The sequence below is a fragment of the Candidatus Oleimmundimicrobium sp. genome, assembly GCF_030651595.1.
In the GTDB taxonomy this organism is placed as follows: Bacteria; Actinomycetota; Aquicultoria; order UBA3085; family Oleimmundimicrobiaceae; genus JAUSCH01.
This window is the reverse complement of record NZ_JAUSCH010000055.1, coordinates 1-14440: the sequence shown is the minus strand read 5'-3', so window position 1 is coordinate 14440 and position 14440 is coordinate 1. Positions and strand designations below refer to the sequence as shown.

General features: G+C 39.0%; 13 protein-coding genes, 1 tRNA gene, 1 pseudogene and 1 other annotated feature. All 15 genes and pseudogenes read left to right on the top strand.

Annotation, left to right across the window (positions count from 1 at the left end; genetic code table 11):
• Window positions 1-187, top strand: a pseudogene (locus Q7U95_RS03555) (elongation factor Tu); the annotation flags it as partial.
• 119 nt (window positions 188-306) lie between these two features.
• Entirely contained in the window at window positions 307-456 is a 150-nt protein-coding gene (rpmG, locus tag Q7U95_RS03550; RefSeq protein WP_308751893.1) for a 50S ribosomal protein L33, read from the top strand.
• 68 nt (window positions 457-524) lie between these two features.
• Window positions 525-602 (top strand) — tRNA-Trp (locus Q7U95_RS03545).
• Window positions 603-721: 119 nt separating this feature from the next.
• Window positions 722-925 carry a preprotein translocase subunit SecE gene (secE, locus tag Q7U95_RS03540; RefSeq protein ID WP_308751892.1) on the top strand — a complete coding sequence of 68 codons (204 nt, stop codon included), beginning with the start codon at window positions 722-724 and terminating at the stop codon, window positions 923-925.
• 15 nt (window positions 926-940) lie between these two features.
• On the top strand, window positions 941-1465 hold the full coding sequence (gene nusG, locus Q7U95_RS03535; protein ID WP_308751891.1) for a transcription termination/antitermination protein NusG: 525 nt from the start codon (window positions 941-943) through the stop codon (window positions 1463-1465).
• Between the two features lie 28 nt (window positions 1466-1493).
• Entirely contained in the window at window positions 1494-1919 is a 426-nt protein-coding gene (gene rplK, locus Q7U95_RS03530; protein ID WP_308751890.1) for a 50S ribosomal protein L11, read from the top strand.
• Between the two features lie 50 nt (window positions 1920-1969).
• A complete protein-coding gene (rplA, locus tag Q7U95_RS03525) occupies window positions 1970-2677 on the top strand; it encodes a 50S ribosomal protein L1 (RefSeq protein WP_320415574.1) in 708 nt (235 codons plus the stop codon).
• Between the two features lie 55 nt (window positions 2678-2732).
• Window positions 2733-2845 (top strand) — a sequence feature (ribosomal protein L10 leader region).
• A gap of 13 nt (window positions 2846-2858) precedes the next feature.
• A complete protein-coding gene (gene rplJ, locus Q7U95_RS03520; RefSeq protein WP_308751888.1) occupies window positions 2859-3383 on the top strand; it encodes a 50S ribosomal protein L10 in 525 nt (174 codons plus the stop codon).
• Window positions 3384-3407: 24 nt separating this feature from the next.
• On the top strand, window positions 3408-3800 hold the full coding sequence (gene rplL, locus Q7U95_RS03515) for a 50S ribosomal protein L7/L12 (RefSeq protein ID WP_308751887.1): 393 nt from the start codon (window positions 3408-3410) through the stop codon (window positions 3798-3800).
• 160 nt (window positions 3801-3960) lie between these two features.
• Window positions 3961-7401 carry a DNA-directed RNA polymerase subunit beta gene (gene rpoB / locus Q7U95_RS03510; RefSeq protein ID WP_308751886.1) on the top strand — a complete coding sequence of 1147 codons (3441 nt, stop codon included), beginning with the start codon at window positions 3961-3963 and terminating at the stop codon, window positions 7399-7401.
• A gap of 34 nt (window positions 7402-7435) precedes the next feature.
• Window positions 7436-11212, top strand: a complete 3777-nt coding sequence (locus tag Q7U95_RS03505; protein WP_308751894.1) for a DNA-directed RNA polymerase subunit beta' — start codon at window positions 7436-7438, stop codon at window positions 11210-11212.
• A 90-nt stretch (window positions 11213-11302) separates the two neighbouring features.
• Window positions 11303-11671 carry a 30S ribosomal protein S12 gene (gene rpsL, locus Q7U95_RS03500; RefSeq protein WP_308751885.1) on the top strand — a complete coding sequence of 123 codons (369 nt, stop codon included), beginning with the start codon at window positions 11303-11305 and terminating at the stop codon, window positions 11669-11671.
• Window positions 11672-11689: 18 nt separating this feature from the next.
• A complete protein-coding gene (gene rpsG, locus Q7U95_RS03495; RefSeq protein WP_308751884.1) occupies window positions 11690-12160 on the top strand; it encodes a 30S ribosomal protein S7 in 471 nt (156 codons plus the stop codon).
• Window positions 12161-12190: 30 nt separating this feature from the next.
• On the top strand, window positions 12191-14272 hold the full coding sequence (gene fusA, locus Q7U95_RS03490; RefSeq protein WP_308751883.1) for an elongation factor G: 2082 nt from the start codon (window positions 12191-12193) through the stop codon (window positions 14270-14272).
• Window positions 14273-14325: 53 nt separating this feature from the next.
• On the top strand, window positions 14326-14440 hold a 115-nt coding region (locus Q7U95_RS03485; RefSeq protein ID WP_308751528.1), incomplete at its 3' end, for a GTP-binding protein.

Below are 14440 nucleotides of genomic sequence, written 5' to 3'. Positions count from 1 at the left end.
CAGAACTACTGACGTTACCGGAGTTGTTACTCTTCCCCAAGGGGTTGAGATGGTTATGCCTGGAGATAACACTGAATTTGAGGTGGAGTTAATTACTCCAATTGCTATGGAAGAAGGACTTAGATTTGCTATCCGCGAGGGTGGAAGAACAGTTGGAGCTGGTAAGATAAGTAAGATACTTAAGTAGAAAAAATGGACTATCGAAAAGAGGCCTACAAAAGGCCTCTTTAGTATTGACATATCTTTATAATGGTGATAATTTAATTACTCGTGTTTTTTAGAAAATTAGTGGTGGAGAGTGCTTTTATGCGTCAGACAGTTACATTTGCGTGCACCGTGTGCAAAAGAAGAAATTATACAACAAATAAAAACAAGCAAAACAATCCGGATAGACTTGAATTGAAAAAATATTGCAAGTGGTGCAAGAAACATACTTTACACAAGGAGACCCGCTAAGATATATTTACAGTGTAGTGGTTTTTAAACAGTGGGTGGCTAGATAACACGGTTAATTGGGAAAAAATAGGCCTGTAGCTCCAATTGGCTAGAGCGCCGGTCTCCAAAACCGGATGTTGGGGGTTCGACTCCCTCCAGGCCTGCCAGTTGGAATTGTTGTTTAGCTTTTCGGAGTTGCCCTGAGGGAGAATATAAAAATCATATGAGTGTATTAGAAAGTATTGTTAAATTTAATTGTAATTTTTGAGAGATTTAAGGGGATTTGATGTCAGGTAAGAAGAAATCAAGTAAAAAAGCAGGAAGTTATTTTAAGGATGTTAAAGGTGAACTAAAAAAGGTTTCTTGGCCTTCCAGGAAGGAAGTAGTCTCTTCAACCTTGATTGTTCTTTTTTTAACCATAATTTTTTCTGCTTTCATCGGTGGGTTTGATTATTTATTTACCATTATTTTAAAATTAATATCTGCTTAATAGATGGGATTGTTGATGGCAAAGAATTGGTATGTAGTTCACACATATTCAGGGTATGAGGATAAGGTAAAAGCCAATCTTGAACACAGAATATCTTCTATGGACATGGGGAACAAAATATTTGATGTCGTGGTTCCTACCGAAGATGTCGTTGAGATAAAAGGCGGTAAAAAAATCTTTTCCCAGAAAAAAGTTTTCCCTGGTTATATAATAGTTCAAATGGAGATGGACGATGACCCATGGTATGTGGTAAGAAACACACCCGGGGTTACCGGATTTGTTGGATCTAGCGGTCGGCCTGTGGCTCTTTCAAAAAATGAGGTTGAGCGAATTTTACAGAAGACCGGTTTTGAGAAGCCCAAGCCTAAAACTGAATTTGTTGAAGGACAAACTGTAAAGGTAAAAACAGGGCCACTTGCTGATTTTACTGGAGTGATTTCTGAGATAAATTTGGATCAAAGCAAATTAAAAGTTCTTGTTTCCATTTTTGGACGTGAAACTCCGGTTGAGCTTAATTTTGACCAAGTGGCTAAATTATAGAGGTATATTTGGAAGGAGAAGTTAAAGGATGGCAAAGAAAGTTGTAGGTTTGATAAAATTACAAATTCCAGCGGGGCAAGCTACTCCCGCGCCTCCTGTTGGACCTGCTTTGGGCCAGCACGGTGTGAACATAATGGAGTTCTGTAAGGGATTTAACGCTCAAACACAATCTCAAGGTAAAACTATAATTCCTGTTGAGATAACAGTTTACGAGGACAGGTCCTTTACTTTTATTACCAAGACTCCTCCTGCGGCTATTCTTCTTAAAGAAGCTGCGGGAATTGAGAAAGGTTCAGAAGAGCCTAATAAAAAAAAGATGGGGAAAGTGTCACGTTCCAAGGTTAAAGAAATTGCCGAGTTGAAATTGCCTGATTTAAATACCAAAGATATTGAAGCGGCAATGAAGATTATTGAAGGTACTGCTCGCACGATGGGAATAGAGATAGTCGATTAACTTAATAACTAATAGTGTGGGAGGAAAATTCCGCTAGGACCACAGGAGGTATTATGAAAAGAAGTAGAAGATATAAAGAAATTATAAAGAAGATAGATTTAGAGAATTTATACAGTCCCTTCAAGGCCATAAAACTCATCAAAGAGAATGCAAAAGCAAAATTTGACGAGACTATTGAAGTTCACTTTAATTTAGGAGTGGACCCACGCAAGGCGGATCAGCAAGTTAGGGGAACTGTAGTTCTTCCTAATGGCACAGGGAAACAAGTAAAAGTTGCTGTTTTTGCTCAGGGAGAAAAAGTTAAAGAGGCGGAGGAAGCGGGCGCTGATTTTGTTGGTGGCGCTGATTTGGTGGAAAAAGTTAAAGGGGGCTGGCTCGATTTCGATGTTGCAGTTGCTACTCCTGATATTATGAGTAGTGTTGGAAAACTTGGAAAAATATTAGGCGCGAAAGGCCTTATGCCGAATCCTAAATCTGGCACCGTAACCTTTGATGTTGGTAAAGCGGTAAAAGATATTAAAGCTGGTAAAGTTGAATATCGGGTCGATAAAATAGGGAATCTTCACCTTATTATTGGAAAGGCAAGTTTTTCTGAGAAAGATTTAGTTGAGAATTACAGTACTTTGTTGAACGAAATAATCAGAGCAAAACCAGCTTCTGCAAAGGGAAAATATATAAAAGGAATCACAATTGCCTCGACAATGGGGCCCGGTGTCAGGGTAGATCAGAGCATAACTCGCGATATGTTTGAAGAGTAATATTTTTTAGATTGACCAATTTGTAGAAATTTGTTAATCTTTTGTGGAATTATAAAGCTAAAGAATTTTTTAGCCGTAGACAGTAGGTGCTTAAAAGCTTAAAGGTTGCCTACCGAGGTTGATTTTAATTAACCTTCGCGTTGTTTGCGAGGGTTTTTCATTGGGACCGAAAGGAGTTATTGTGGCTCGACCGGAAAAAGAAAAAACAGTTAAAGAAATAGAAGAGAAGATTGATAACGCTAAAGTTACCGTGGTTGCTGATTTTACTGGACTTAATGTTCATCAGATAAGTAAAATGAGGGAACTTTTAAAGGAACAGGATGCGGAATATAAGGTTTTTAAAAATACATTAATTAAAATCGCGACCAAAAATAAAAGTTTGGAAGGATTAGACAAATTATTAAAGGGCTCCACAGCTTTAGCGTTTGGCTATAATGATGAGATAACAACTCCAAAAATTTTATTTAAATTTTTTAAAGAACATGGTGGACCAAAGATTAAAGGTGGAATCTTAGAAGGTGAAGTTATAGATTCATCCCAAATAAAGAACCTAGCTAATTTGCCTTCATTTGAAGAGTTATTGGCTAAACTGATGGGAAGTATGCAAGCTCCCCTTTCTGGGTTTGCCAATGTACTTTCAGGCCCCATCCGTGGGCTAGTTACTGTTTTAGATGGTATAACGAAGCAAAAAGCTTCTAAAAATTAGTGTATTTTAAGGAGGTGAAATGGTTTGGCTCAAACAAAAAAGTTAACTAAAAATGATATCTTGGAAGCCATTAAAGAAATGAGTGTACTTGAACTCTCCGAGCTTGTTAAAGAAATGGAAGAAACTTTTGGAGTAAGCGCTGCCGCACCAGTAGCTGTTGCAGCGGCCGCTTCTGCTGGTGATGCTGAGGGCGAAGTTGAGGAAAAATCATCATTTGACGTGGTTTTAACCAATGTTGGTGCTCAGAAAATCCAGGTTATCAAGGCGGTAAGAAGTATAACCGATCTTGGTTTAAAGGAAGCAAAAGCGTTAGTAGATGAGGCCCCTAAGCCCATTAAAGAAGGAGTTTCTAAAGAAGAAGCTGAGAAGATTAAGGTTCAATTAGAGGAAGCTGGAGCTACTGTTGAGCTTAAGTAATCAAATTAAGACGACAAATCGGTCACTTTTAGCAGTGGTGGCTTAATCCACTGTAAAGATTTGGCCGATTTTATTTTTTATTGACGAATTATTTCAAAAGTGGTAAATTTTGCTATTGCGTTTAATTTTATTCCCCTCGTCTATAAGGAGTGAAGCATTGGTGAGAAAACCAGATTTTCTTGTAAGAAAGCGCAGGAGTTTTGGTAAGATACCGACAGTTTTAGAAATACCCAATCTGATATCAGTTCAGAGAGATTCATTCGAATGGCTTATCACAGATGGTTTAAAAACAGCCTTAAGAGAAGTTTCTCCAATTAGTGATTTTACGGGGAATCGTAATCTTGAATTTGGCGAGCATCATTTTGGAGAAATTAAGAATAGTATTGCTGAGTGCAGAGAAAAAGATATGACCTACAGCGCTCCTCTTTTTGCCGAAACACGCTTTATTAATAAGGAAACGGGAGAGATAAGAGAACAAGATGTCTACATGGGAGAATTTCCCATAATGACGGAAAAAGGTACTTTTATTATAAATGGTACCGAGCGGGTAGTTGTCAATCAATTTGTTAGGTCACCTGGCGTATATTACGATCAGGAAATTGATAAGCAGATTGATAAAATAATTACTTACGGTAAGGTTATTCCTAATAGAGGTGCTTGGCTTGAATTTGAAGTTGATAAAAAAGATATTGTTGCCGTTCGGATAGACAGGAAGAGAAAGCAATCGGTAACAATGTTTCTAAAAGCCCTAGGTTTTGGCAATAACGAGGAGATATTAAATCTTTTTGATGGTGCACAGTGTATAAAAGATACGCTTGAAAAAGATAATACTGAGTCGCAGGAAGAAGCACTCATTGAAATTTATAAAAAATTACGTCCAGGTGAACCCCCAACCGTTGATGGTGCAAAAACCCTTATTGAATCGCTGTTCTTTAATCCGCAAAGGTATGATTTAGCTAAAGTGGGGCGTTATAAAATCAATAAAAAGCTTGGCCTTAGTGTCTCTGAAAAAATAACGAATCTTACGCGAGAAGATCTTCTTGAAATAATTAAGTACCTTGTTAGGCTTCATCAAGGGATTGGCGAAGTTGATGATATAGATCATTTGGGGAACAGAAGGGTCCGTTCAGTCGGCGAACTTATCCAAAACCAATTTAAAATTGGTTTATCAAGAATGGAGCGTGTGGTAAGGGAGCGAATGACGACCTTAGATTTGGAAATTATTACTCCTCAATCATTAGTAAATATTCGACCGATTGTGGCTGCTCTTAAAGAGTTTTTTGGTAGTAGCCAACTTTCGCAATTTATGGATCAGACAAATCCATTGTCTGGCCTTACCCACAAAAGACGTCTTTCAGCACTTGGTCCGGGAGGGCTTTCCAGAGAACGAGCTGGCTTTGAAGTAAGAGATGTACACCCCTCACATTATGGGAGAATGTGTCCCATTGAGACTCCCGAGGGTCCAAATATTGGGCTTATAGGTTCTCTGGCTACTTATGCTCGGGTAAATGATTTGGGGTTTTTGGAAACTCCTTATAAAAAGGCTGAGAATGGTAGAATTACCGGAGAAGTTGAGTATTTGACGGCCGATGAAGAGGATAAATACATTGTTGCGCAGGCAAATGCTCCTTTTGATGAAAATGGTAATTTTATTAATGATAAGGTTTTAGTTAGAATTCACAATCCTCTCAAAAAAGTAGACGAGGTTAAAATGGTTGACCCCAAAGATGTCAACTACATGGATATTTCTCCTTCTCAGACAGTTAGTATTTCTACATCGTTGATACCTTTTCTTGAGCATGATGATGCAAACCGAGCTTTAATGGGTTCAAATATGCAACGACAAGCTGTACCTCTTTTAAACCCAGAGGCTCCTTTGGTAGGAACGGGTGTGGAGCATCGAGCCGTTAAAGATACGGGAGATGTGGTTGTTTCACGGAGAAGCGGAGTTGTTGTTAAGGTAGATGCTGAGCATATTGAGATTAAGCATAAAGACGGCAAAGATATATATGAGTTAGATAAATTTAGGCGTTCAAATCAAGGAACGTGCATAAATCAGAGACCAATTGTAAAAGAAGGGCAAAAGGTAAAAAAGGGGCAGGTTGTTGCAGATGGCCCTGCTGCTGACATGGGAGAGCTTGCTCTTGGACGGAATTTACTGGTTGCCTTCATGCCTTGGGAGGGATATAACTACGAGGATGCTATTGTTTTAAGCGAAAAATTGGTAAAAAAAGATGTTCTTACTTCAATTCATATTTCAGAATATGAATTAGAGGCCAGGGATACCAAACTTGGTTCTGAAGAAATAACTCGAGAGATTCCAAATATTGGAGAAGAAGCTCTAAAAGATCTAGACGAAGATGGAATTATCTGGGTTGGAGCGGAAGTTGGCCCAGGAGATATTCTTGTTGGGAAAGTAACCCCCAAAGGTGAAACTGAGCTTACTGCCGAGGAAAAGTTATTGAGAGCTATTTTTGGTGAAAAAGCGAGAGAAGTAAGGGATACATCTCTTAAGGTTCCTCATGGTGAAGGTGGGATTGTTACCGATGTTAAAGTTTTTTCAAGAGACAAAGGGGACGAACTTGCGCCTGGGGTAAATAAACTTGTTAGGGTTTATATTGCCCAGAAAAAGAAAATATCTGAAGGAGATAAACTTGCCGGGCGTCACGGAAACAAGGGTGTTATTTCAAAGATACTTCCTGAGGAAGATATGCCATTTTTGGAAGACGGGACTCCTGTTGATATAATTCTCAATCCGTTAGGTGTTCCATCGAGAATGAACTTAGGTCAAATTTTAGAAACTCATCTTGGCTGGGCAGCTAAAGAAGGTTGGAGTGATGACGACAAACCTGTTGATGGTCCTGTCTTCGTTGCAACGCCAGTATTTGATGGAGCTAAAGAAACTGAGATAAAAGAGGCCTTATCTAAAGCAGGTCTTCCCCCATCCGGTAAAACAAAACTTTATGACGGTCGTTCAGGGGAACCATTTAGAGAGGACGTAACCATTGGGTATATTTACGTTTTAAAGTTATTGCATTTAGTTGACGACAAAATTCATGCTCGTTCAACCGGCCCCTACTCGTTAATAACTCAACAGCCTCTTGGAGGAAAAGCTCAATTTGGAGGACAACGTTTTGGTGAGATGGAAGTGTGGGCTTTGGAAGCTTATGGGGCAGCCAATACTCTTCAAGAAATTCTTACTATTAAATCGGATGATGTTGTTGGTAGAGTTAAAACATATGAGGCGATTGTTAAGGGAGAGAATATACCTAAATCTAGCATACCCGAGTCCTTTAGGGTGTTGGTTAAAGAGATGCAAAGCCTATGTTTAAACGTTCAATTTTTATATGAAGAAGAAGGCAAAGAAGTTGAGTTTAAAGAGATTGAGAAGGATATTGGCGCTGATGGGGAAGAATATCTTGGATTGGATTTGATATCTACAAAACTTCATCAAGATTTGACTGCTTCTTCAAAATTAGAAAATAACGAAGAAGGCATGGAAGAAGAATCTCAAGAGGGAGATTCTGAAGAAATGGATATTAAGGATCTAGATATTCCTGATGAAACGGAAACATCGGAAGAGGGGTCTGATGATGAATAAAAATATTCAATCAAATGATGGAAGGATAAAAAACTTGCAAAAGAGCAACAATTTTGATGCGATAAAAATAAGTCTTAGCTCTCCCGAACAAATAAGAAGCTGGTCGAGTGGTGAGGTTAAAAAGCCTGAAACTATTAATTATCGTACCTTAAAACCGGAAAAAGATGGTCTTTTTTGTGAGAAAATATTTGGTCCTACAAAGGATTGGGAATGTTACTGTGGTAAGTATAAAAAGGTACGTTTTAAGGGGATTATCTGTGAACGATGTGGTGTAGAGGTTACTCGTTCTAAAGTAAGAAGAGAACGTATGGCTCATATTGAGCTTGCAGCACCCGTTGCGCATATTTGGTATTTCAAGGGGGTGCCTTCACGTATGGGGTACATGTTAGATATTTCTCCCAAAGATCTTGAAAGAGTGCTCTATTTTGCCTCCTACATTATTACAGATGTAAAAGAAGAACAAATAAAAAAAGATTTGCCGATGTTCAAAGAAGAATTAGAACAAGAGATTGCTGAGATTAAAGAAGGTAAATTAAAAGAGATTAAAAGGTTGGAGTTAGAAAAGGACGAACGTCTTAACTCACCCATTGAAGAAGTTGTTAAAGAAGAGGGCTCGGAGGAAGAGATCACAAAAAGTCGTCCGATGACAAAAACTGAGATTAAGAAAATTGAACATAATTTTAAAAATGGTGTAAAAGAAATCGAGGAAAGTACTGAAGAAAATATTGCGTGGTTAAAATATGTTTTTGAGAAACTCCAAGAGCTGAAAGTAAAACAGCTCGTTCCCGATGAACGGCTGTATCGTGATTTGAGAATTAGGTATGGAGACTATATTAGCGGTGGCATGGGGGCCGAAGCAATTTACAGTTTATTGCAAAAAATGGATCTTGCGGCTGACGTGGAAGAACTTCGCAAAGTTGTTAAAGAGGCTAAAGGGCAAAAGCGTGACAGAGCTGTTAAACGTTTAAAGGTTATGTCATCTTTTTTGAAGTCTAGCAATAAACCAGAATGGATGATTTTATCTACTATCCCTGTTATTCCGCCAGATATACGCCCGATGGTTCAGTTGGATGGAGGAAGATTTGCTACCTCTGACCTAAACGATCTTTACCGGAGAGTTATAAATAGAAATAATCGATTGAAAAGACTTTTAGATCTTGGGGCTCCTGAGATAATTGTGAGTAATGAAAAACGGATGTTACAGGAGTCTGTAGATGCACTCTTTGATAATAGTCGGAGGAGTAGGCCAGTAACTGGTCCGGGAAACAGGCCTTTGAAATCTCTTAGCGATATGCTTAAAGGGAAGCAGGGTCGGTTCCGCCAAAATCTTTTAGGTAAAAGAGTTGATTATTCAGGTCGTTCTGTTATTGTAATTGGTCCTGATTTAAAACTACATCAATGTGGTTTGCCTAAGATTATGGCTCTCGAGTTGTTTAAGCCTTTTGTAATGAGAAAACTTGTAGAAAAAGGGCATGCTCAAAATATAAAAAGTGCCAAGAGGATGATCGAAAAAACTAAACCTGTTGTCTGGGACATATTGGAAGAAACCATTAGTGCTCATCCCGTTCTTTTAAATAGAGCGCCAACTCTTCATCAATTAGGGATTCAGGCTTTTGAGCCCATTCTTGTTGAAGGCAAAGCTATTCAAGTTCATCCGATGGTATGTACAGCTTTCAATGCTGATTTTGACGGAGACCAAATGGCAGTTCACGTGCCACTATCTCCTGAAGCTCAGGCTGAGGCACGCGTGCTTATGCTTTCCGCAAACAATGTTCTGTCTCCAGCACACGGAAGGCCTCTTGCGACACCCACACAGGATATGGTTCTTGGTTGTTTTTACTTAACTGCCAATCGTGATAACTGCAAAGGCGAAGGTAGGGTTTTTGCTAGTTCTAAAGAAGCCATTCTGGCCTACGACAATGGAGTAATTGATGTGCAAGCAAAAATAAAAGTACGAATGAACGGCAAGTTAATCGATACAACTGTGGGAAAGGTGATATTTAATCAAGCGCTGCCAGATGATTATCCGTATGTAAATGAAGAATTGGACAAGAAACGCATTGCCAATATAGTGGCTGATTGTGTTGATAAATATGATAGAGCTCAAACTGCTCAAACATTAGATTCTATGAAAAAACTAGGTTTTGATTATTCCACGAAAGCGGGCCTTACAATAGGTGTTGAAGATATCGAAGTTCCTCCAAATAAATGGGAAATTTTAGATGCTCCAGAGAAGGCGGTAGAAAAGATAGAGCGCCAGTACAGAAGAGGTCTTATAACTAACGAAGAACGCCACCAAAGGGTTGTTGATATATGGACCAAAGCGACGGAAGATGTTTCTAAGGCCATGGAGGAAAACTTCGGTAAGTTTAACCCCATCTATATGATGGCTAAATCTGGGGCAAGAGGAAATTTGAAACAGATAAAGCAGCTTGCGGGAATGAGAGGCTTGGTGGCAAATCCGCGTGGAGATATCATTGATCGTCCAATAAAAGCCAATTTTCGTGAAGGGCTCTCAGTTTTGGAGTACTTTATTTCGACCCATGGTGCAAGAAAGGGTTTGGCAGATACGGCTCTAAGGACAGCTGATTCAGGTTATCTTACTCGTCGTTTGGTGGATGTATCTCAAGATGTAATTGTTAGGGAAGAGGATTGCGGGACTTCTCAAGGTATATCTGTTCCTGTTTTAAATGAAGAAAGGGAGGTATACTCTGGTTTGATGGGAAGGGTTCTTCTTGAGGACTTGGTTAATCCAAAGACAAAAAAAGTGATAATAAAAGCTGGCCAAGGAATTGGGAAAGAGGATGCCGAGAAAATAAAAGAAGCTGGAATATCTACAGTAATTGGTAGATCGGTTCTTACATGTAAAGCAGAACATGGAATTTGCGCTAAATGTTATGGATGGGATTTGTCTCAAGGAAAGATAATTGACTTTGGAACGGCTGTAGGGATAATTGCTGCTCAATCAATTGGAGAGCCGGGGACTCAATTAACAATGCGTACTTTCCATACGGGCGGTGTTGCTGGTGAGGATATAACCCATGGTCTGCCTCGTATAGTTGAGCTTTTTGAGGCAAGAAAACCAAAAGGTCAAGCTCAAATAGCCGAGATAAGTGGTGTGGTCCAAATTACTGAAACTGATAAATTTCGAAAAGTTGATATTCTTTCGAAGGATGGTAGAGAGAAAAGTTATCAAATTTCCAGAAGATTTCGATTAAAAGTATCTGATGGTGATAAAATTAAAGCCGGGGATCAACTGACGGAAGGTTCTCTTAACCCACATGATATTTTGGATATTAAAGGAATTCAGGCAGTTCAGATGTTCTTAGTTCAAGAAGTTCAAGATGTTTACAGATCTCAAGGAGTAGAGATTCATGACAAACACGTAGAGGTAATTGTTCGCCAGATGCTTCGTCGTGTTCAAATAGTAAATTCGGGGGATACCGAGTTTTTATCAGGTAAGCTAGTTAAGTGTTCCGATTTTGAGGAAGAAAACAAGAAGGTAACGGAGATGGGCGGGGAGTCAGCTACTGCAAAACAAATATTACTGGGGATAACCAAAGCATCTCTAGCGACTGATAGTTTTTTGTCGGCTGCATCTTTTCAAGAGACAACAAGGGTTTTAACAGAAGCTGCCATTGCGGGAAAAATTGACCCCTTGCTTGGTTTAAAGGAGAACGTGATTATAGGAAAACTGATTCCTGCCGGCACAGGTATGAGTCGTTATAGAGACATAGAAGTGGAAACAAAAGAGTCTTTGGTTGGTGAAAAATTAGAAAATATTGAAATATCTCTAGAAAATAATCTATAAGTCGTTGACACAGTAGGTCAGTAATGTTATATTTCTTCGCTGTGGCTTAAATAATAAATTAGTAATTAGTTTTGTATATAAAGGAGAAAAATGCCTACAGTAAATCAGTTGGTAAGGAAGAGCCGAAAAAGTATAAAGAAAAAGAACAGTACTCCCGCATTAGAAGGATCACCTCAAAGAAGAGGTGTATGTACCAGAGTTTATACGACAACACCTAAAAAACCTAATTCGGCATTAAGAAAGGTTGCAAGGGTTAGGCTCACAAATGGGATGGAAGTAACAACTTATATCCCGGGCATTGGTCATAATTTGCAGGAGCATTCCATAGTTCTTATTAGAGGGGGAAGAGTTAAAGATCTTCCCGGAGTAAGATATAAAGTTATTAGGGCTGCTTTGGATACTTCCGGAGTGGAAGACAGAAAACAAGCACGCTCAAAATATGGGACTAAAGCATCTTAGTAATTTTGGAGGAAATGTATGCCAAGAAGAGGGCCAGTTACAAAAAGAAAAATAGTGTCAGACCCAATTTATAATGATAAATTAGTTGCCCAGCTTATCAATAATATTTTGAGAAAAGGGAAAAAGAGCATTGCTGAGCAGATAGCATATGAAGCATTTGATATAATTCGTGAAAAAACGGGGAATGAACCGGTGAATGTGCTCAAGCGAGCCATTGATAACGTTAAGCCGATACTTGAGGTTAAATCCAGAAGAGTAGGAGGAGCTAATTATCAAGTTCCGGTGGAAGTTAATTCAAAAAGGGGAGTTACTTTAGCGTTTCGTTGGATTGCCGGTTTTTCTAGAAATCGTTCTGAAAAGAGAATGTGTGAACGTCTTGCGGCTGAGTTGCTTGATGCTTCTAATGGAACAGGTGCTTCAATTAAGAAGAAAGAGGACCTTCGTAAGATGGCGGAAGCTAATAGGGCTTTTGCGCATTACAGGTGGTAAATTTAAACATTCGAGGGTAAATAGAAAATTATGAAAAAAAGAATATCTTTAGAGAAAATTAGAAATATAGGGATTATGGCTCATATTGACGCCGGCAAAACTACAACAACTGAGCGGGTTTTGTTTTATACCGGAAAAGTGCACCGAATGGGTGAAGTGCATGAGGGCTCAGCGGTTATGGATTGGATGGTTCAAGAGCAAGAACGAGGTATAACCATTACATCAGCTGCCACAACTTGTTTTTGGAAAGATTATAGAATTAATATTATAGATACGCCAGGGCACGTGGACTTCACGGTTGAAGTAGAACGTTCTCTCAGGGTGCTGGATGGGTCAGTTGCGATATTTTGTGCAGTTGGTGGTGTTGAACCTCAATCCGAAACAGTTTGGCGCCAGGCGGACAAATACAAGATTCCAAGAATTGCTTATGTAAATAAGATGGACAGAACAGGCGCAGATTTCTTTATGGTAGTAGATATGATTAAAAAACGTCTAGGAGCCAACGCAGTCGTTATTCAATTACCTATTGGAAAAGAAGGGGATTTCAACGGTATAGTTGACCTAGTTAATATGGATGCAGTCTTTTACCTTGATGATTTAGGTGAAGAAATAGAAATACGTGAAATACCTGATGAATTAAGAACGCAAGCGGAGAAATATCATCAGGTATTAATTGAAGCTATTGCTGAGCAAGATGATGATTTTATGAAAAAATATCTCGAAAACGAAGAAATTACTCCTGATGAAATTAAAAAGGTTTTAAGGAAGGCAACTTTAAACGTCATTGTCAATCCGGTTATATGTGGCTCTTCTTTTAAAAACAAAGGTGTTCAAAAACTATTAGATGCTGTTGTGGACTATTTGCCATCGCCCTTAGACGTTCTACCAGTTGAAGGGTTTCATCCCAAAACTGAAGAGTCTATAGTTAGGAATGCGAGCGTAAGTGAGCCGTTTTCAGCTCTTGCTTTTAAGATAATGGCTGATCCGTATGTAGGGAATCTTACTTACTTTAGAGTATATTCGGGAAAAATCGAGGCTGGTTCTTACGTATTGAATTCTACAAAGAATAAGAAAGAGAGAATTGCTAGAATTCTTCTTATGCATGCAAATCACAGAGAGGAATGTCCGGAAGCTTGCGCTGGCGATATTGTTGCGGGGGTAGGATTTAAAGAAACATCCACGGGAGATACTTTGTGTATTGCAAATGAGCCAATTATTTTAGAAGCTATGGTTTTCCCGGAGCCTGTAATTTCAGTTGCAATTGAACCGAAAACAAAAGTGGATCAAGAAAAACTTGGCATTTCTTTGGAAAAATTGGCAAAAGAGGATCCGACATTTAAGGTTCGCACCGATGAAGAAACAGGGCAGACTATTATTTCTGGGATGGGAGAGCTTCACTTAGAAGTAATTATTGATAGACTTCTAAGAGAATTTAAAGTAGAAGCAAATGTTGGAAAGCCACAAGTGGCTTATAGAGAAACTATAACAAAACCAGCTAAGGATGTTGAGGGCAAATATATTAAACAAACCGGTGGTCATGGGCAATATGGTCATGTGGTTATAGATGTTGAACCCAATGAGACCGGTAAGGGTTATGAGTTTACTAATAAGATTACCGGTGGAGATATTCCAAAAGAGTTTATTGCTCCTGTTGACAAAGGAATCAAAGAGGCCTTAGAATCGGGTGTATTGGCTGGGTACCCAATGGTTGATGTAAAAGTTACTTTGCATGATGGCTCCTTTCATCCAGTAGACTCATCAGAAATTGCATTTAAAATAGCGGGCTCAATGGCATTTAAGTCAGGTTGTATGAAAGCGTCACCAATTTTATTGGAGCCAGTGATGTCGGTGGAGGTTATAGTCCCGGAAGAATATATGGGAGATGTTATTGGTGATTTAAATGGACGCAGAGGACGGATTGAGGGAATTGAGCCGAGAGTGGGGTCGCAAATTATCAAGGCCTTTGTTCCTTTGGCGGAAATGTTTGGATATGCGACAGTCCTTCGTTCGAAAACTCAAGGAAGAGCAACTTATACGATGCAGTTTAAACATTATGAGGAAGTTCCTGCTAGTATTTCTAAGGAAATTATAAGCAGGGTTAAAGGAGAATAAAAGAAGGAGAATAAAAGACAGGTTAATGTTTTTAAGCATTTAAGGAGGAAATAATGGCTAAAGAAAAATTTCAAAGAACTAAACCACACATGAATATCGGAACCATTGGTCATGTGGACCATGGCAAGACGACGCTTACCGCGGCGATTACCAAATGTCTTCACAGCA